At 44.1% G+C, this 19,704-nt stretch carries 17 protein-coding genes and 1 riboswitch; of the genes, 9 read left to right on the forward strand and 8 right to left on the reverse strand.

Features of this window, described 5'->3' with window-relative positions; translation table 11 throughout:
* Window position 1: 1 nt before the first annotated feature.
* The 3 genes from OCT63_RS18495 to OCT63_RS18505 all read left to right on the forward strand — a co-directional run bounded on the left by OCT63_RS18495 (window position 2) and on the right by OCT63_RS18505 (window position 2,903).
* Window positions 2-1,522: a tripartite tricarboxylate transporter permease gene (locus tag OCT63_RS18495; protein WP_161755215.1), complete on the forward strand. Its 1,521-nt coding sequence runs from the start codon at window positions 2-4 to the stop codon at window positions 1,520-1,522.
* Window positions 1,523-1,713: 191 nt separating this feature from the next.
* On the forward strand, window positions 1,714-2,472 hold the full coding sequence (locus OCT63_RS18500) for a sulfite exporter TauE/SafE family protein (protein ID WP_269984283.1): 759 nt from the start codon (window positions 1,714-1,716) through the stop codon (window positions 2,470-2,472).
* Between the two features lie 239 nt (window positions 2,473-2,711).
* Window positions 2,712-2,903 (forward strand): hypothetical protein, encoded by a 192-nt coding sequence (locus tag OCT63_RS18505; RefSeq protein WP_060467583.1) that lies wholly within the window; start codon window positions 2,712-2,714, stop codon window positions 2,901-2,903.
* Window positions 2,904-3,026: 123 nt separating this feature from the next.
* On the opposite strand, the gene OCT63_RS18510 is transcribed toward OCT63_RS18505, so the two are convergent.
* The 6 genes from OCT63_RS18510 to OCT63_RS18535 all read right to left on the reverse strand — a co-directional run bounded on the left by OCT63_RS18510 (window position 3,027) and on the right by OCT63_RS18535 (window position 10,415).
* Complete coding sequence (locus OCT63_RS18510; protein WP_017055242.1) at window positions 3,027-3,440, reverse strand: VF530 family DNA-binding protein; 414 nt, start codon at window positions 3,438-3,440, stop codon at window positions 3,027-3,029.
* 361 nt (window positions 3,441-3,801) lie between these two features.
* The gene (gene gnd / locus OCT63_RS18515; RefSeq protein ID WP_161672081.1) at window positions 3,802-5,250 is read right to left on the reverse strand and encodes a decarboxylating NADP(+)-dependent phosphogluconate dehydrogenase; all 1,449 of its coding nucleotides are present in this window, start codon (window positions 5,248-5,250) and stop codon (window positions 3,802-3,804) included.
* A gap of 28 nt (window positions 5,251-5,278) precedes the next feature.
* A complete protein-coding gene (gene pgl, locus OCT63_RS18520; RefSeq protein WP_269984285.1) occupies window positions 5,279-5,995 on the reverse strand; it encodes a 6-phosphogluconolactonase in 717 nt (238 codons plus the stop codon).
* Window positions 5,992-7,494, reverse strand: coding sequence for a glucose-6-phosphate dehydrogenase (zwf, locus tag OCT63_RS18525; RefSeq protein WP_017055239.1), 1,503 nt, complete (start codon window positions 7,492-7,494; stop codon window positions 5,992-5,994). The genes pgl and zwf overlap by 4 nt, the downstream gene beginning before the upstream one ends.
* 501 nt (window positions 7,495-7,995) lie before the next feature.
* Entirely contained in the window at window positions 7,996-8,691 is a 696-nt protein-coding gene (locus OCT63_RS18530; protein WP_161678283.1) for a response regulator, read from the reverse strand.
* 74 nt (window positions 8,692-8,765) lie between these two features.
* Window positions 8,766-10,415, reverse strand: a complete 1,650-nt coding sequence (locus tag OCT63_RS18535; protein WP_161672083.1) for an ATP-binding protein — start codon at window positions 10,413-10,415, stop codon at window positions 8,766-8,768.
* Window positions 10,416-11,040: 625 nt separating this feature from the next.
* Here OCT63_RS18535 and OCT63_RS18540 point away from each other — a divergent pair.
* The 5 genes from OCT63_RS18540 to OCT63_RS18560 all read left to right on the forward strand — a co-directional run bounded on the left by OCT63_RS18540 (window position 11,041) and on the right by OCT63_RS18560 (window position 16,310).
* Window positions 11,041-11,268, forward strand: coding sequence for a hypothetical protein (locus tag OCT63_RS18540; RefSeq protein WP_060467577.1), 228 nt, complete (start codon window positions 11,041-11,043; stop codon window positions 11,266-11,268).
* Between the two features lie 236 nt (window positions 11,269-11,504).
* Entirely contained in the window at window positions 11,505-12,938 is a 1,434-nt protein-coding gene (locus OCT63_RS18545; protein WP_161687714.1) for a TolC family protein, read from the forward strand.
* 3 nt (window positions 12,939-12,941) lie between these two features.
* On the forward strand, window positions 12,942-13,916 hold the full coding sequence (locus OCT63_RS18550; protein ID WP_161672085.1) for an HlyD family secretion protein: 975 nt from the start codon (window positions 12,942-12,944) through the stop codon (window positions 13,914-13,916).
* 7 nt (window positions 13,917-13,923) lie between these two features.
* Complete coding sequence (locus OCT63_RS18555) at window positions 13,924-15,150, forward strand: ABC transporter permease (RefSeq protein WP_269984284.1); 1,227 nt, start codon at window positions 13,924-13,926, stop codon at window positions 15,148-15,150.
* Window positions 15,147-16,310, forward strand: a complete 1,164-nt coding sequence (locus tag OCT63_RS18560) for an ABC transporter permease (RefSeq protein WP_161755227.1) — start codon at window positions 15,147-15,149, stop codon at window positions 16,308-16,310. The genes OCT63_RS18555 and OCT63_RS18560 overlap by 4 nt, the downstream gene beginning before the upstream one ends.
* 130 nt (window positions 16,311-16,440) lie before the next feature.
* Here OCT63_RS18560 and OCT63_RS18565 read toward each other — a convergent pair whose 3' ends face one another.
* Window positions 16,441-17,175 carry a hypothetical protein gene (locus tag OCT63_RS18565; RefSeq protein WP_060467572.1) on the reverse strand — a complete coding sequence of 245 codons (735 nt, stop codon included), beginning with the start codon at window positions 17,173-17,175 and terminating at the stop codon, window positions 16,441-16,443.
* 164 nt (window positions 17,176-17,339) lie between these two features.
* Window positions 17,340-17,498, reverse strand: a complete 159-nt coding sequence (locus OCT63_RS18570) for a hypothetical protein (RefSeq protein ID WP_046222879.1) — start codon at window positions 17,496-17,498, stop codon at window positions 17,340-17,342.
* 301 nt (window positions 17,499-17,799) lie between these two features.
* Window positions 17,800-17,933: riboswitch (glycine riboswitch) on the forward strand.
* A gap of 129 nt (window positions 17,934-18,062) precedes the next feature.
* Here OCT63_RS18570 and OCT63_RS18575 point away from each other — a divergent pair.
* Window positions 18,063-19,433, forward strand: a complete 1,371-nt coding sequence (locus tag OCT63_RS18575; protein ID WP_161687720.1) for an alanine/glycine:cation symporter family protein — start codon at window positions 18,063-18,065, stop codon at window positions 19,431-19,433.
* Window positions 19,434-19,704: the final 271 nt, after the last annotated feature.

A 19,704-nucleotide genomic window follows, 5' to 3' on the forward strand; every position in this document is an offset into this window, starting at 1 on the left:
TATGTTAGACGGAATTTTACAAGGACTTTCTACCGCTGTGATGCCAATGAACATCATGATGGTAATCGTGGGCTGTTTCGTAGGTACCTTCATCGGGATGCTTCCGGGGTTAGGTCCAATCTCAGCCATTGCTCTGATGATCCCTATCACTTACGGCCTAGACCCATCTTCTGGTCTTATTTTGATGGCCGGTGTTTACTACGGTGCGGTATTTGGTGGTTCAACATCATCAATCCTAATCAATGCTCCAGGCTGTTCTTCTACGGTAGTAACGGCATTCGACGGCTACCCAATGGCACAAAAAGGCCAAGCTGGTAAAGCACTGGCTCTTGCTGCTTACTCTTCTTTTACTGGCGGTACACTTTCAGCAATTATGCTTTTGATTGCAGCTCCGGCTCTAGCAAGCGTGTCATTGAGCTTCCAGTCTTCAGACTACTTTGCATTGATGCTATTAGGTTTATCGGCTGTAGCGGCGTTTGCAGGCCCAGGTCAGGTTATCAAGGCGTGGATGATGACCATCTTAGGCTTGATGCTTTCAACCGTAGGTATCGACAAAGGCGTTGGTGTTGAGCGCTTCACATTCGGCCTCACGGATCTAATGGATGGCTTCAGCTTCCTATTGCTGGCTATGGCGACGTTCGCGCTTGGTGAAACTTTAATGGGTATTTTGAAACCAGAGAAAGACACCAGCGGCGAAGAAAGCCAAAAGATGGCCGATATTGGCAGCATGAAGGTAACCAAAGAAGAGTTCAAAGAAGTAGCGCCCGTTTCGATTCGTTCTTCGATCCTTGGCTTCTTTACCGGTGTTCTACCTGGCGCTGGTGCAACCATTGCCGCTTTCTTGAGTTACGGTATGGAACGTAGCCTTGCACCAAAAGACAAACAGAAAGAGTTCGGTAAAGGCAGTATTCGTGGTCTTGTGGCTCCTGAATCAGCAAACAACGCGGCTTCAAGTGGCTCATTCGTTCCGCTACTGACGCTAGGTATTCCGGGATCTGGTACCACTGCAATCATGCTAGGTGCATTGATCGCTTACGGCATCCAACCGGGCCCTCGCCTATTCGTTGAACACCCAGATGTATTCTGGTCGGTGATTATCTCTATGTACTTTGGCAACATTGTATTGGTTATTCTAAACCTGCCGCTTATCCCATATATCTCCAAACTGCTAGCGGTACCAAGAACGGTACTGCTGCCAATGATTATCTTCTTCTCAATCACTGGCGTGTACTTGGTGTCTTTCAACACGATGGATGTGTTTGTGATGCTCATTGTGGCGATGGCAGCGATAGCGTTAAGGCTGGCTAACTTCCCACTGGCGCCATTACTACTTGGCTTTATCTTAGGTGGTTTGATGGAAGAAAACTTAAGACGCGCACTGATGATCAGCGATGGTGAGCTAAGCTTCCTTTGGGAACGTCCTATCACCATGACATTCACTGTCTTGGCTGTATTAGTTCTTGCTAGTCCGATTCTAGTTAAGCTGTTCAAGAGCTTTAGAACAAAACCAGTAGAAGTGTAAAGCTTTACCGAATCAACTAAACCTCAACGAAAGGAGCCATTGGCTCCTTTTTTCATTTAGAGCCTCAATTCGAACCAGCGGTTAAAGATGGTAGCAAACTCACAAACCTATCTTTACAACACACATGGCGCTGATATTCATAACAAATTCAAGTAAGGTAACCGATTAGTTAACGTATTGGATTCTAAACTATGGATTGGTTGATTCTATTCTCGTCAGGCGTGATTGGCGGTGTACTGAACTCCATCGCTGGCGGAGGCAGTTTTATCACCTTTCCCGCTCTGCTATTTGCTGGCGTCCCTCCTATTGCGGCCAACGCAACCAACACCTTTGCTTCATGCGCTGGTTATATCAGTGGCGCTTATGCCCTGCACCATGAAATTCAATCTGGCACCAAGCAGCTAAAGCTGACCATCGCTTTATGCGTAATGGGTGGTGGCATCGGAGCGCTTCTATTGTTACACACACCAGAAGCGCTATTTACTCAATCCGTTCCTTGGTTATTGCTGTTCGCCGCTCTGCTATTCACGTTTGGCGGCACGCTCAATAAGTGGCTTAAACAAGCTGCAGCAAAACATAAGCACGCCACCAGCGCAGGCGCATTCTTTTCCGCTTTATTGCTTTTGATTGTCTGTATCTACGGTGGTTATTTTAATGCAGGTTTGGGCATTGTGACATTGAGCTACTTGGCACTGGCGGGATATACCAATATCAACGTCATGAATGGCATTAAACTGCTTGTATCCGCTTGTGTATCACTTGCTGCAATCGTGTTTTTTATCGTGAATGGCTCTATTGATTGGCCGTCAGGCATGGCCGTTTTGATGGGGACCTTAGTTGGTGGCTATTACTCAGCAAAAATCTCTCGCCGCATCCCACAACAATATGTTCGTAACACAGTGATCATCGCGAGTTTCTTAATCACCGCTTACTTTTTCTATGCCAACTAGGTTTTATGCTAATTAAACTCAAGACTAAGCTTAATTCTAACAGGAAGACAGAGTGGAAGAGTTGACTCTCACATTACCTATCTCGCTATTTTATTGCTTATAAAACAGCCACACCGATATATGTGAGACGAGTCCTTTAATTAGTAAATTTGATAACAATTTAGACTATTTTTTAGTCTTTTCTCTATGGGAAGTGGGATAATTCTTCTGTCGAAAGTGAGACTTCATTAGGAGGCGTTATGAACATTAAACTCGGTCATATCATGTCATCAAGTCGACTCATTTGCTTTGTCGCTTTTCTTGCTGCCACATTCGCGTGGATCCTAAAAATGCCTGCTCTATTTTCTGTGTCAGCGCTATTCTTACTCGTCAGTGCAATTATTTATATCGCCGATCTTTGGAAGAATCAAAGAAAAAACCGCGAAACTTAAGACGTATTACTAAAGCTACACGCATTAAAAAGGAGCTCTGAGGCTCCTTTGTATTTTATGCTTATCACTTTTCGGCCTTAGGTTACTTAACCTATTTAGGCTGCTTTATTTAACGACGTTTAATTAACGGCGAAAGTTACGACCGTTGCCACCTCGGCGTTCTTTGAAAGCAGACGCGGCTTTAGCTTGTGACGCTTGAATAGACTCAACCGTCAACTCCATTGGTTCACGAGGTTCTAAACCGTGACGGAACGTACGTGAACGTGGTGGCATCTGATATTCGATATCAGACGCTTTAGGCATACGCTTAAAACGATACAGGTAAAAGTTTTCTACCTTCTCACGGGCCCATTCTGTCTTCTTTAGATATTTAACAGCGCTTGCTACCGTTGGTTTAGTGTTAAAGCAGTTCATGCGCATTGCTGCATCCAAAATTTCCCAACCATAATGATCCACTAATTCAGTGATCATGGTTTCAAGCTTTAAGCCATGCAATGGGTTATTTTGTTGCAGTTCGATTCTTTCTTCTTCAGTCATAACATTACCTTTTTCAAGGCAACTAAAGGCCTTGAATTTACTCTAGAACACCGTCATCACTGACCATTTCTAGCTCAATCACTTGGGCATTAGATCCGTTGCCCTTATCTATGCCTTTATGATGGCATAAAGCATGCTCGTGATCCTATTTATCTTTAAAATTAATTTCGAATTGGTCATTTAACATTCGGGGGTAACATCAACTGCCCTGCATCTCGGGAGTCTTCTTCGGTTCCGAAACCTCACCATTCAAATTAACAAAAATGCTCAAGCAACAAAAAAGGATGCCGATTCGCATCCTTTTGTTTTCTAGTTTACAGCTGAAAGAACGAACGTGTTCTTAACTGATTCTAACTAACGATTATACGTCGTAAGTGGTAGAAGCAGTGTCGCCGCCTGTACCCGTCCAGTTTGTGTGGAAGAACTCACCACGTGGACGGTCAGTACGCTCGTAAGTGTGAGCACCGAAGTAGTCACGTTGAGCTTGTAGAAGGTTCGCTGGAAGACGCGCTGTAGTGTAGCCATCTAGGAACGTTAGTGCAGAAGTCATACAAGGCATTGGGATGCCAGATTCCATAGACTTAGCTGCAACTTTACGCCAAGCGCTCATGCAGTTGTCTAGGATACCTTTGAAGTAGGCATCTGAACCTAGGAAAGCGATGTCTGGGTTCGCTTCGTAAGCATCACGAATGTTGCCTAGGAATGCAGAACGGATGATACAACCGCCACGCCACATCAGTGCAACGTTACCATAGTTTAGATCCCAGCCGTTTTCGTTCGACGCTTCACGCATTAGCATGAAACCTTGAGCGTAAGAGATGATCTTAGAAGCCAGTAGAGCCTGACGAATTGCATCAACCCACTCTTGCTTGTCACCTTCAACTGGAGCAACTGTCTTGCCGAATAGTTTCTCAGCTTCAACACGTTGGTCTTTAAGTGCAGACAGGCAACGAGAGAATACAGACTCAGTGATTAGAGTCAGTGGGATACCCATGTCTAGTGCGTTGATACCTGTCCATTTACCTGTGCCTTTTTGGCCAGCAGTGTCTAGGATTTTCTCAACAAGTGCTTCACCGTCTTCATCTTTGTAGCCAAGGATATCAGCAGTGATTTCTACAAGGTAGCTGTCTAGTTCAGTTTTGTTCCAGTCAGCAAATACAGCCTGCATTTCGTCGTGGTTCATACCTAGGCCATCTTTCATGAACTGGTATGCTTCAGTGATAAGCTGCATGTCACCATATTCGATGCCATTGTGAACCATCTTAACGAAGTGACCAGCACCGTCGTTACCAACCCAATCACAACAAGGCTCACCCGCGTCAGTTTTCGCAGAGATACCTTGGAAGATAGGCTTAACCGCTTCCCAAGCTTCAGGAGAACCGCCTGGCATAATTGAAGGACCGAAACGAGCACCTTCTTCACCACCAGAAACACCAGTACCGATGAAGTGGATGCCTTTCTCACGAAGAGCAGCAACACGACGGTTAGTGTCTGGGAAGTTAGTGTTACCGCCATCAATAATGATGTCGCCTTTGTCTAGAAGTGGTACAAGCTTGTCGATGAACGTATCTACAACGTCACCTGCACGAACCATAAGCATCACTTTACGTGGCGCTTCTAGCTTCTCAACTAGCTCTTCTAGAGAGTAAGCACCAACAATATTAGTACCTTTAGCTGGGCCTTCTAGGAACTCGTCTACTTTAGCAGCAGTACGGTTATGAGCCACAACTTTGAAGCCGTGGTCGTTCATGTTTAGGATAAGGTTCTGACCCATTACTGCTAGGCCAATTACACCGATATCACCTTTCATTATTTTATCTCCTTGCGGCTATTCGCACTTATGCGATAGCACTTGCTGCACTTGAATCTAGGAACCACTCTGTTTCGCCAGCTTTAGACTGGATTTTCGCTGCCGGATAAGGCAATTCTGAAGCAGGAGTTGTATGAATTTCTTTAACGATCTCAACTTTACCTGCACCCAGTACTAGGAAACTGATTCGTTTTGCTGCTTCTAAAACTTTCGCCGTTTTAGAAACTCGGATTTGACCGGACTCAGGATGAGAAGCTAATAAAGAGAGTCTCTCGTCTTGGTAATCAGTTACACCCGGAAATAGCGAAGCTGTGTGGCCATCGGCACCAACACCTAACAGAATCCAATCGAAAATAGGCGTGCCGTTTTCACCAGGAATCACATCAGCCATTTCTTTAGCAAAGCGCTCGGCTTCAGCGTTAGGCTCATCTTCACCACGGATGCGGTGGATATTCTCTGCCGGAAGGTTCACGTTCGAAAACAGTAACGCATTCGCTTCACCGAAGTTACTTTCAGCGTCATCTGGTGCCACGCAACGTTCGTCGCCCCACCAAAAATGAAGGTTATTCCATTGAATACCTTCTGCGTATGGTGCTTGAGCTAACAGCTTAAAGAGCATTTTTGGCGTGCTGCCGCCCGACAATGAAATATGAACAGGTTTGCCTTGTTCACTGTAAGCTTTCATTTCGTTTGCTAGGTTTTCAACGACCAATTCTGGCGTTGCAAAGATCTTGTGATTGATCATAATTCGCAGTAATCCGTGTCTGTTAAGTTTTTGCATGGGAAACGCCATGCTCGGCCATCACGTTGTAGAAGCTCATCCGCCTCCTGTGGGCCCCAAGTACCACAAGCATAGCCAAACAGTGCTTGAGGATCTTGTTTGAAGTCTAAGATTGGTTGAACGTATTTCCAACATGCTTCTACCGCATCAGTACGTGCAAACAGAGTTGCGTCACCGTTTAACGCATCAAGAAGCAGACGCTCATAAGCCGTTAGCATTTGAGTTTCAGGCAAGTCAGAGTAAGAGAAGTTCATCTTGACTTCTTTTGCCTTAAAGCCTGCACCAGGTTCTTTCAAACCAAAGCTCATCTGGATACCTTCATCCGGTTGGATACGGATAATCAGTTTGTTCTCTGGTGCATCTTGGCCAAATACTGGATGTGGTGTGTTCTTAAAGTGAATCACGATTTCAGTTACACGTGTAGGTAAACGTTTACCAGTACGTACGTAGAAAGGAACACCATTCCAACGCCAGTTATTGATGTGAGCTTTCAAGCCGATGTAAGTTTCAGTACGAGAGTCATCCGCAACACCTGGTTCTTCACGATAACCTAACAATTGCTGGCCGCGAACGTCTGATGCTGTGTATTGACCTAGGACCAAGTCTTTACGCAGGTCATCTTCTTCTAGTGGTTTTAGACACTGAAGGACTTTAACCACTTCGTCACGAATAGAATCCGCGTTGATCTGTGCAGGTGGCTCCATGCCAACCATTGCTAATACTTGTAGCAAGTGGTTTTGGAACATGTCGCGCACAGCTCCAGAGCTGTCGTAGTATCCGCCACGCTCTTCAACGCCTAGGAACTCAGCACCCGTGATTTCAACGTAATCAATGAAATTACGATTCCACAGTGGTTCAAACATCGCATTTGAGAAACGAAGCACTAGAAGGTTTTGTACCGTTTCTTTACCGAGGTAATGGTCGATACGGTAGATCTGGTGTTCTTGGAAGTGATGATGGATCTCTTCATCCAACGCCTGAGCAGATGCGAGGTCGTAACCAAATGGCTTCTCAATGATAAGACGACGCCAGCCGTTCTTCTCATCGTTCAGGCCATGCGCAGCAAGATTTGCTGGGATCACACCATATAAACTTGGCGGCGTTGCCAAATAGAACAGTGTGTTATGGTTTTCGAATTGGTAGTCTTGCTCAAGATTATCTAGACGTTGTGCTAAACGAGCGTAGTCGTCTACATCTGAAGTGTTGATCGCCTGGTAATGCAAATGCTCAATGAATGCATTTAGCGTCTCTGGTTCAGTTTTTTCCATTTCCTGAAGAGACTTCTTCAGCTTCTCACGGTAAGACTCGTCGCTGTACTCAGTACGGCTCACTCCAAGAATCGCAAAGGATTCAGGAAGTTGATTGCTAGCATACAGGTGGTATAAAGCAGGAATTAACTTACGATAAGTTAGATCTCCCGACGCACCAAAAATAACGATGCTGCTGTTTTCAGGTATTACCATCATCTTTCCTATAAAAACAAGGTTTTTAGTATTCGCCAAAGGTATCAGCGACATACAAAAATAGATAATAGGTCTTAACTATTACATCAATAGCAAGTGCCTATTACACTTGAGAATGCGTTTGGTAAATGAGGGTGAAAGCTATCACCTCTATTCGGGACAGTATTGTCTATGACTATTTGATTTACATCAACCACTGTGAAGGCAATCGATTAAATATTGGCTCACTTTGTCCGGAATATAAGCGATTATTGAGTTCGTAAAGCCCGTGGTGACGATAATTCCTCGTTCACGGACATTGTAGTTAATAAAGAATGGTATCTGGTCGGTGGAGTTAACTGCGGGATATCCGAAGAAAGCAAACAGCGCTTTACTCAACTGATTTCGCATTCTGCGTTTAAATTAAGCGCTATCTTCAAGCAAACGGGAATCTTTAAGCAGGAGGAGTACTTTAAGTAGAAGGGAAGATTTTAAGTAAAGAGTACTACCTTCTGATTTGCCCTATCGTCTCGCTCTATTATAGCACCGCTCAGGGCGACCGACGGTGCCATAGTTTAAGTCGGCAACCAACTCGCCCGTCGTGATCAAAAACTCTAAGTAGCGTCTGGCTGTGGTTCGGCTTGCACCAATACGTTCACCCGCTTCGTCCGCCGTGATGTTGGTCGCGCTTACTTGCTGAAAAAGCGCTCTGATCTTATTAAGCGTTACCCCATCGATTCCTTTGGGTAGAGTTGATATTTTCCCTGCATTATCTTTCGCGTTCGCTTGCAACATCTTGTCCACCAATCCTTGGTTGAGGTCAGACACACTTTCAAATTCTTGTTGCTGTGACTGGTACTTTTTCAATGCCGCTTCTAAGCGAGGAAACATAACCGGCTTAAGTAGATAATCCACCACTCCGCCACGCATCGCTTGTTGCAATGTATCGACATCACGTGCTGCGGTGATTAAGATAACATCACACCCTTGATTGGCGCCACGGACATGATTGAGAATATCCAACCCACACCCGTCAGGAAGATACACATCCAACAAAACCAAATCCGGCTTTAAGATATCCAATTGCATTAAGGCTTCAGACTGTGTAGTCGCAATTCCGACCACATCAAAGCCTCCCATCAGATCTAAATAACGATGGTGAAGCTCTGCAATCGCAATATCATCTTCAATGACCATGACTCTCGTGATTGCATCCATTATGTCCTTCCTTTCAACATGTTATGTCCAGTCATCACTGTTCTAATATTCTGCACAATTTTGATATCCATTTCTTACTGTTCTTCTTTCGGTAAATACACTGTCATTCGAGTACCAAAATCATGATTATCGATCATCTCCAATTGCCCTTGATAACGATCGGCAAGCTGTTTAATCAAGTACAAACCCACACCACGATTCTGCTTAGCTTTACTTGATACACCTTTCTCTGTTAGTTCATCGGTTGCTAGATGCTTTGGTAAACCACACCCTTTATCCTCAACCTCAACAATGATTTCATTGCCAAAATCACTGATAGACACTTCGATAACACGGCGTGCCGGGACAATTTGTCCTTCCTGTTTAATGGCCATCATGGTGGCATCAAATGCGTTATCAATCAGATTGCCAATAATAGTGACGACATCATCGGCGTTTAACCGACTTGGCAGTGTTTCTAGCCTTGAACCTTCTTCGACTTTGAGCTCCAAACCAATCTCGCGTGCACGCTCTGTTTTACCTAGCAACATGCCCGCGATCAGTGGATCTTTGACCGTTTCTCTTAAGAACTCGATAAGGCTTTGATAGTGAGCTGTTTCTTGTCCAATCAACTGCTGAACAGACTCCAACTCACCCATCTGAATTAGGCCACTGATGGTGTTTAACTTATTTTGGTGTTCGTGCGTTTGCGAGCGCAGCAAATCCGCATACTCTTTAGTTTGAGAAAGCTGATCAGTTAAATCATTAATCTCATCTCGTAATCGGAAACTGGACACCGCACCGACCACTTCACCAGCCACAGTAATTGGGCTACGGTTAGCAATGATTCGTTTGTTATTCAGGTATAACTCAACATCGTGGTCAATTTCTCCCGTTGATAAAAGTTGCTCCAAATCACTGCCAGCCAATACATCGGCAAGGCGCTGATTAAGGGATTTCTCCCTGTCTATCGACAAAATGTCGCAGGCACTCTTGTTGATTGAACGTAAAATACCGTGTTTATCAATACTCAGGATGCCTTCTTTTACGGTACTCATCGTCACATCAAGTTCGACATATAATCGACCAATTTCTTCTGGCTCAAACCCCAAAATCGCGCGCTGAAAACGACGAGACACATAGCTTGAAATCACCGCATTGACGGCGACCACCAGCAACGCCATCACAATCAAAAAGGCTAAGTAAGGTTCGATTCGATCTTGCAATGAATCCAATAAATAACCTACAGACACCACGCCGATGACATTGCCTTGAGCGTCTTTGACCGCAGATTTACCACGTACCGAAAACCCGAGTGAACCTTTAGCCGTCGACACATAAGACTCCCCCAACACCAAGGCCTGCTCGTTGTCGCCACCACGCATTGGCTTACCCAACCTATCGTCATACGGATGAATCAAACGAATTCCTTGCTCATCGCCCACAACAATAAACGCTGCACCAATAAGTTGGGTAAGGTTACGAAATTTAAGTTGGGTTTCTTCTGAGACTACGTGGGGAGCAGCTTTGGAATTAAAGGTTCCATTATCTTGAATAATACGAATGACAAATGGTGATTCAGCAAGAAAGTCAGCAACACCTAATGCTTTCAAACCCATCTCTTGCTCTTGAGATTGTTTGATATAGTAGAAACCTGCAGCTGACAGTATCAAAAGTTCAACGAGGCCAGTGACCGTCATGATAATCAGCAACCTTTTTCTGAAGCTGATGCTACTCCATTTCATATAGAACGTCCCTAATACTTAGCCATTGATGTTAACACCAAGTTAATTCGATAGCCTTTGTACTTATACGAATTTGTGACTGTTACTCAACTAAATAACTGGGTTGGTTCTTAATTGGTATTCCCTTACGTTATGTCACTTAGGCTACTGTTCAATTTCAGAGCAGATTGACTCAAAAAATAAATAAACGAGTAAACATTGAGCTAGATCACTAAGCTTTTAGGTGTTTTTAGGTTGTTTAAAATAAATACAATTATAATAGTTGCATATAAAGAGATTTGTTGTTGTTAAACTGTAAGTCACCATTTTAAGACAGCTATCTAGGTCGCAATTTGGATTCACAGAAAGGCAACAATCATTGACTCGCTAGACGTGTCGTACAGTAAGAAACTTGTCATTTTACTGTTGAGAAAGTTTAAAAATGAGTGATGTCTCCAACCCTATTTGTTTGCCTCTACTAAACAGTAGACAGGAATGAAACTCAGAGGTGCTAGTGAAACATCACCTAGACTCAGTTAACGACGAAACAACACTAATAATAAGGGCATGTAAGCCAGTGGTGATGTCCAATGACAACGGGATAAAAAACATAACGTACAAACATTGTTGAAAAGGAAACCAGGCAATGAAACGCGATAATTTTGGAATTTGTCTAACTAAGACTATGCTATTCAAGCACTTACAATCTACTTTCACTCATGTAAGAGCCTATGAGAAAGACGATACATCCCCACGTGATCTCAAGGTATTGTTAGCATTTCCGCAAATGTCAGGCAAAGATTTATTACAAACAATGCAAGGGTCAAAGCAATTGGTATGGCGAGCCGATCACCATTGTCCAAGCTTTAAATAGACCATTAAATGCTGTAAAGACAATTATTTACAGAACTTAGAGTGCACGCTGCGGCGTGCTTTTTAAGTGTTATTTATCTTTGACATCTGCATCACTCTATCTTTTTACACTTGATTAACGAGTTATGATACTTCTGTTGGTGTGAGACAATCTATTCGCAGGTACAATCTATTCAAGACAAATAACTATCGCCCTGCTAACATTAGAGTTAATACTCTAATTGGTATTTAATACAGATGACCAAACCAAAACTTCAATACCTTGCGATCGCCAGTATTCTCCTCGGTACGATGACTTCGCCAAGCTATGCTGCCCCACTCACGTTTTCCGAAGCATGGCAAATACTTCAAGAGAACAACAACTCTCTTGCGGCTCAACAAGCTAACGTTGAGCGTTATCAGCATCTTCAAAATGCCACTGGAAGCCTTAATCTGCCCTCTGTGACCTTAGGTGCTAACTACACTCACCTTGATAGTGATGTGACCATCAATGGCGAACAGTTTTCAGATAGCTTGAGTGGAGTAAACCCTGCTATATCCGCGATTTTTCGCCCTCTAGTTGGTGGAGTTACCTCAACGATCACCGAACAAGACATCTTTAGCTCTTCGATTCGCGCTATTTGGCCTATTTTTACGGGCGGGCGGATTACCGCTGCGCAAAATGCAGCCGAAGGTAAAAGCGAAGAAGCGCAAAGCCAACTGTTGATGGAAAAGCAGGCGCGATACGAGGATTTAAGTAAATACTACTTCTCAGTGATCTTAGCAGAAGATGTAGTAAGAACCCGTCAAGCCGTAGAAGCTGGCTTAACTCAACACCGTGATTTCGCGATCAAGCTGGAGCAACAAGGACAAATCGCGCGCGTAGAACGCCTACAAGCGGATGCATCTTTAGACAAAGCAACTGTCGAGCGCACGAAAGCTCAGAATGATCTTAAAATAGCTCAGCTCGCCCTTACTCAAATTCTTGGTCAAAGCCAAAGCGTTGAACCTTCAGAGCAACTGTTTATCAACAAGAACCTACCTCATATGGACGTGTTCATTGATCAAACACTCATGACCTACCCCGGCCTTAAGATCCTTGATGCGAAAGAGAAACAAGCAAGTAGCTTAATTAAAGCGGAGAAAGGTAAATACTACCCTGAGGTGTATCTTTACGGTGATTACAGCTTGTATGAGGATGACTCTCTAGCCAGCGAAATGAAGCCTGATTGGTTGGTTGGCATTGGGGTGAACGTTCCGTTACTGGATACCTCAGGGCGCTCAGACAAAGTAGCCGCTGCGCACAGCGCTGTTTCTCAGGTTCAATTCCTGAAGTCACAAGCTAAGCAAGACTTAACCGTGTTGGTTCAAAAGACTTACCTCGAAGCAAACCAAGCAATTGAAGAGGTTCAAGGACTTAATTCCAGCCTTTCATTGGCTCAAGAGAACCTATCCCTACGTAAAAAAGCCTTCACTCAAGGGCTCTCTAATTCGTTAGAGGTTGTTGATGCTGAACTCTATCTTGCGAGCATTAAAACCCAGCAATCTGCTGCGCGATTCAAATACCTCATTTCTCTCAACAAGCTTTTGGCGCTAACCAGCGAAATGAACGCTTACTCGAGTTACTCAACTTCTTCTTTTTCGTCTGATTTCGATTCAAAAACAGACACCGATAGCCAGTCAAAAGGATAATTCATGAAACCTATTAAACCCCTTCTTCTATCTTTAGTTGGTATCGGAATTATTGGCTGGGTTGGATACAGTTTTTACCAAGCTTATCAACCTCAACCCGTAAAGCTACAAGGGCAAATCGATGCACAGCAATACAGTATCTCTTCTAAAGTGCCCGGCCGAATAGACCAAGTCTTTGTACGCAAAGGCGATTCAGTGGAAAAAGGAGAGTTGATCTTCTCTCTTCTTAGCCCAGAAATTGATGCTAAATTAGAACAAGCAAAAGCGGGACAGAAAGCGGCAGGTGCATTGGCTAAAGAAGCCGAGAATGGTGCGCGTAGCCAACAGATCCAAGCTGCGAAAGACCAATGGTTGAAAGCCAAAGCTGCCGCGGACCTAATGAACAAAACCTACCAACGAGTAAATAATCTTTACAACGATGGCGTGGTTGCCGAGCAGAAGCGTGATGAAGCCAAAACACAGTGGCAAGCCGCGAAATACACAGAAAGTGCTGCCTTCCAGATGTACCAACTGGCACAAGAAGGTGCTCGCGACGAAACCAAAGTGGCAGCTGCTCAAAAAGCGTTAATGGCGGCAGGTGCGGTAGCGGAAGTTGAGGCTTACGCGAAAGACACACAGATCCACAGTTGGTTTAGCGGTGAAGTGGCTCAGGTACTATTGAGCAGTGGTGAATTAGCGCCACAAGGTTTCCCCGTTGTCACCGTTATCGACACTCAAGACGCCTGGGCTGTGTTCAACGTTCGTGAAGACATGTTGAAACACTTTGAGAAAGGCACTCAGTTTGATGCTTATCTCCCTGCGCTAGATAAATCATTGACCTTTAAAGTGACTCATATTGCCGTCATGGGTGATTTCGCGACTTGGCGTTCAACCGATGCAGCGCAAGGCTTTGACCTACGTACATTTGAAGTAGAAGCACGCCCTGTCGACACTGATGAAACACTGCGTATGGGCATGAGCCTTGTGGTTGAGCTTTAGGTGACGTATGTCTGCTAACTCTCACTCATCAGATCATCATAAAGTGACGAGTACATTACTTAGGCAGTGGACGATAGTCCGCAAAGACAAGTGGTTGTTGTCGAGCCTAACGTGGATACCTTTGCTTCTTGCTGCCAGCATTTGGCTGATTTTCTCACAAGGCATCGCTCGTGACTTACCCGTTGCGGTGGTTGATCTTGAACATAGCCAAATTTCGCAACAGTTCACGCGCTTAGTTGATGCCTCCCCAACGCTGCAAGTGAGTCAGAAATACAGCTCAGTGAGCGAAGCAGCTAAGGCGATGATCAAACGCGATATCTATGGCTATGTTGTCATACCCAGACACTTTGACCGAGATATTTACTTAGGATTAAACCCGCAAGTTTCCGTGTTCTACAACAGCCAATTTATTTTGATCGGCAAACTGGTGAACTCGGCTCTGCTGCAGGCTCAAGGCACATTTAACGCGCAACTCGAAGTGGTGAAACAACTTTCGCATGGTGATACCACAGTGAAATCAGCATTGGGGCAAGCGGTTACGGTACAAAGCCAGATCACGCCATTGTTTAATAAGAACAGCAGTTATGCGCAGTTCTTAGTATCAGCCGTAATTCCTGCGTTATGGCAAATCATGATTGTGGTTGGCACGATCTTAGTATTGACTGCAAACGTTCGAGCTCGTGGACTAAAAGCTTGGCTTTCACACTCCCCTATAAAGTCGTTAGTTTCAACGTTAACCCCTTACGTGGTTCTGTTTTTAGCGTTTGGTATTGCGTTTAGCTTTTGGTTCTATTGCCTACTCGACTGGCCATTTAACGGCAGTTTTATAGCATTGACTGTTGCTCAACTGCTGACTGTGATCAGCTGTATTATCATGGGTTGCTTGTTCTTCTTTTTAACACTCGATCCAGCAAGAGCGATGAGCTTCGCTGGCGCGTTTACGGCACCAAGTTTTGCGTTCATGGGAATTACTTTCCCAGTCACCGACATGAACACGGCGGCTCAAATCTGGAGAAGCTTGTTACCAGTGAGTCACTACATCGAAGTACAAACAGCACAATCCAGTTACGGGGCAAGCGCAGCACAATCGTTAATCAGCCTCACTTCTATGTTGTGGTATGCGGTTCCTGCGTTGGTGGTTATCTTATTAATTAAGAAACATCTAGCGCAGTTACCACGCTCAGCTAACGCTGAAGAAGCACAAGAAGCAGAACAACAAGGAGTAAAACCATGAGCTTTACTCAACTACTGAAACAAGAACTCTTAGCGGTACTTCGCAACCCTGTTGTATTGCTCACCGTGTTCGGTGGTGTAGTCTTCTATTCCTTCTTGTATCCGTTGCCTTACGCTAATCAAGTACCTCAACAATTGAAAGCGTCGGTGGTGAACTTGGATAAGAGCAAAAGCAGCTACCAGTTAGAGAGAATGGTCGATGCGACCTCTCAAATCGATTTGGTTCGTCGAGATTCCACCATCGAAGATGCGAAACAAGCCGTGCTGAACCAAGAGATTGGCGGGTTCATCGTCATCCCAGAAGATTTCTATAAAGATCTACTTCTTGGAAAGAGCCCTACGCTCTCTTATGCAGGCGATGCGTCTTACTTCTTGGTGTACGGAACCATTGTTGAAGGGTTAGCCAAAGCCGGAGGCACGTTAGCGGCACAAGTTAAGGTCAGCCACTTGTTAGTCGAAGGTGTGCCGTTAGAGTCCGCAACCAAAGGCTATAGCGCGTTTAGCTTGAATCTAAAACCAACCTTCAATAGTCGCATGGGATACATCGATTATGTTGTTCCTGCTGTATTTGTGTTGATTCTGCAACAAACCCTAGCCATGGCTTCTGGTTTAGTTGGCGCAACACAAAATGCTCAATCGACATTTGGATATTGGAGTAAAACGCCACCAGCCAAACTGATCCTTGCTCGTTGTTGTACCTTAGTCGGCATTTATTATTTGCTGTCCATGTACTACTTCGGCGCCAGTTTCTCGATGTATGGGATTAACTTGCTCGCCTCTATAACTCAAATTCTAACTCTGCTGCTGCCTTTCTTATTGGCAAGTTGTTTGATCGGAATTCTTATCGGTGAGCTAGTACCAAGAAGAGAGCTAGTCACGGTTGTGGTGTTAATCAGTTCGATGCCGCTTATTTTCTCGTCTGGATTTATCTGGCCTGTTGAAATGATGCCACAGTGGTTAGTACTGCTATCACAGCTATTCCCAAGTACCCCTGCAATTCAAGGTTTCTTGGCGCTGAATCAGATGGGCGCGTCTTGGCAAGAGGTAGCACCTCAGTGGACGCTGTTATGGGGACAAGTTATTCTATGGGGTTCGTTGCTAGCGCTTAAACTATGGCATAAATCGAGTAAGATTTTGGTACGCCGAACAGCAAGAACTTAATATTCATATGTAAAGAACCCATAATCATAAAACGCCCACACCAACCAAGGTGATGTGGGCGTTTTAATACTGATTAATTGTAAGCTAGATTAGTCACAAATCATCATGACTTAAATATTGATGATAAGGGCTATAAACCCATCTCTTCAGTTAATGTTTTGATTTGTTTGAGATCCATAGTGTGAACTTGAATCATTTGTCTGATATCACTCAATCGAGAGTTAGCGTTATCTTGTTTCTCACAAGCATTTGATTTTGAATCCCATGACGTGCCATCTAAAAACACGTCACACGCCTTTTTCAAAGAACCAAGTTTCTGTTCAAGTTCATCTCTTTCTTTCTCAAGCTTTTCAAGTTCTTGAGAAATTTGTAATTCTTTACGGAACAATTCACGAGAGCGTTCAAACAGAGTCGACTGCATATCTGCCTGACGGTTTAGCTTCTGGTTGTCCTGCTTAGTTTTGTCTAGCGTTTGCTGTTGTTCGTTTAACTGTTGTTCTAGCGAGTAGTTCGCTTTCTCTAAAACTGCAGATTGTTTCGCTAAGTCTTGGAGTTCTTTTTGATGCTCTTCAGCCTGTTTGACTAGCGCAGCTTCTACTTTTGCATCGACCTCGGTATCGACTTTTGCCACCTTCGCTTCCACTGACGTCATCAATTCCGTTTTACTGTCGCGCAGTTCTTGGTATCGAGTTTCAAGTACCTGATAAGTGGACTCCCACTTCGAAGCCGTCACTGTAGAACCGATTAAGCCACCTAGCGCTAAACCTATAACCGCAGCAATGCCGATATAAAGCTGACTGCGCTTATCACGTTCTTCAATAACAACCACTTCATCTTGTTCGCTTTGTCCAGATTGCTGGTTCACTAGCGGGTACTCCCAAAAATATGTTTAACATTACGCGGTCACTGATATTCAAGATTCAGTTAAACTTATCACCTAAGCCTTGAATACATCACTTAAGCTCATGTCCACTCGCTCACTGTCGTTTGAACACCGCTCATTTAAAAACGCAGTAGAAACCACCGCGCCTAACGAGTTAACTCTGAAATCATCAAGCTGGCAGTATACAAAAGGAAGCTGCTAACGATAACTATCACTACCCCTTTTTGCACCTTTTCGTTAGTCCGATAACGAAACAGTACAAATGCCAAAGCCAATAAAAAAACAATCGCTATTAGTCGAGTCATAACTCCTCCTTGTTTCTCTATTTTATACCATTTAAATAAGCAAGTTACGTCAGAGTCGCGTTGTTTGATCATTTAGTTGAACAACATTTGTACAAACAGATATTTTGTAGCTGACATCACAGTTTATATGATCTAGGATACGCCTACAGATTACCTGATTATTTAGGTAATTGTTCCAATGAAGACTGCAGGAGAGTGGTTTTTAACTAAACTTTAACATTTAGTTAGATTGACCCGCCGAAGAAGTAAATCTTTCAGGTGCTTTATGCTGGCTAACCCCAGAAAAGTGAGGACTGTCGTTGGAGGAACCTCTGGAGAGAGCCGTACTACTTTGTAGTAGAAAGCGGCCGCCGAAGGAGCAAGCTTAGTGCCCGTGACTTATCTATAAGTGATTCGCTAAGTGAAACTCTCAGGCAAAAGGACAGAGGAGTGGAAAGCAACAAGCCTTAATTAACAAAAGAATTCTATCTAGAAATCCGTATGTATTAAGTAGTGCTACCGATCCCTGTGATCTGCGCTGCCTTCCCTCTTCTCCTTAAATTTTTAATTTATTAAGGGGAATCTATGAACCACCTACAAGCTACACTACAAACCATCAACCAATTCGTTTGGGGACCACCACTGCTTATTCTGCTGGTGGGTACAGGTATCTACTTTACTTTTCGCTTAGGCTTGCTCCAGTTTAGACACCTCCCAACTGCACTAAAAATGGTGTTCACCAAAGACAAATCTGGTACGGGTGATGTATCCAGTTTTGCTGCTTTGTGTACCGCGCTTTCAGCGACCATTGGTACAGGTAACATCGTTGGTGTAGCGACCGCAATCAAGATTGGTGGCCCTGGTGCCCTATTCTGGATGTGGCTTGCCGCTGTATTTGGCATGGCGACCAAATATGCAGAATGTCTACTTGCCGTTAAATACCGCAGAACCGATAGTAATGGTGAAATGGTTGGCGGCCCAATGTACTACCTTCAATACGGTGTTGGCTCAAGAATCTTAGCGGTGATGTTCGCAGTGTTCGCTCTGGGTGTTGCCTGCTTCGGTATTGGTACCTTCCCACAAGTCAACGCAATCTTAGACGCAACTGAAATTTCATTTGGTGCTTCTCGAGAAATGTCAGCTGTCGTTCTTACAATATTGGTGGCAGTGGTAACCCTTGGTGGCATTCAATCTATTGCTAAGGTGGCAGGAAAAGTCGTTCCTACCATGGCTATCATGTACATCGTCGCATGTTTGAGCGTTCTGGTGTCCAATGCAGACCAACTACTGAATGCCATAACCCTTGTTGTGACCTCTGCGTTTACTAACACAGCGGCTACAGGCGGTTTTTTTGGTGCGAGCATCATGCTTGCCATCCAATCAGGTATTGCTCGTGGTGTGTTCTCTAATGAATCTGGCTTAGGTAGCGCACCAATGGCTGCAGCTGCGGCAAAAACAGATTCATGCGTGAAACAAGGCCTTGTCTCTATGACAGGTACCTTCTTCGACACCATCATCATCTGTACGATGACAGGTTTGGCACTGATCTTAACCGGTGCTTGGCAGACTGACCTCTCTGGTGCTGCAATGACCACTCATGCATTCGCTGTAGGTTTAAACGCAGACACCCTAGGACCAATGCTGGTTTCTGTTGGCTTAATCTTCTTTGCGTTTACTACGATTTTAGGTTGGAACTACTACGGTGAGCGCTGCGTTGTATTTTTGCTGGGTACTAAAGCCGTTCTACCTTACAAGATCATCTTCATCGCGTTGGTGGCTTCTGGGGCATTCTTAAAGCTCGACATGATCTGGATAATGGCAGATATCGTGAATGGCCTAATGGCAATTCCGAACCTAATCGGACTTATTTTACTACGCCACGTTGTTGTCGAAGAAACGAAGCTCTTCTTCAAGCCTCTAACTTCTTCAAATGATAGCCAAGCAGTTAAAGCATAACCTTAAATTGATTGAACACAAAGCCTGCACTCACTTCAAGTGCGGGCTTTTTTATATTCACTCGAAAGTTAAACTGACTAAGTTATGACTACCGAATATCCATAAATAAATACGATATTTATTCGGGTACGGATCCAATTAAATATGAGAAAAAGATTAATAAAAAGTCACTAATATAAAACTCACTAATAAAACAAACACTTAATTAGATATTGCTTACGTTTAACAAATTGTGACTAAATGTCAGTATTTTTGTCAAAAACGAATAAAC

The sequence above is a fragment of the Vibrio sp. RW genome (assembly GCF_027587105.1).
Classification (GTDB): domain Bacteria; phylum Pseudomonadota; class Gammaproteobacteria; order Enterobacterales; family Vibrionaceae; genus Vibrio; species Vibrio toranzoniae.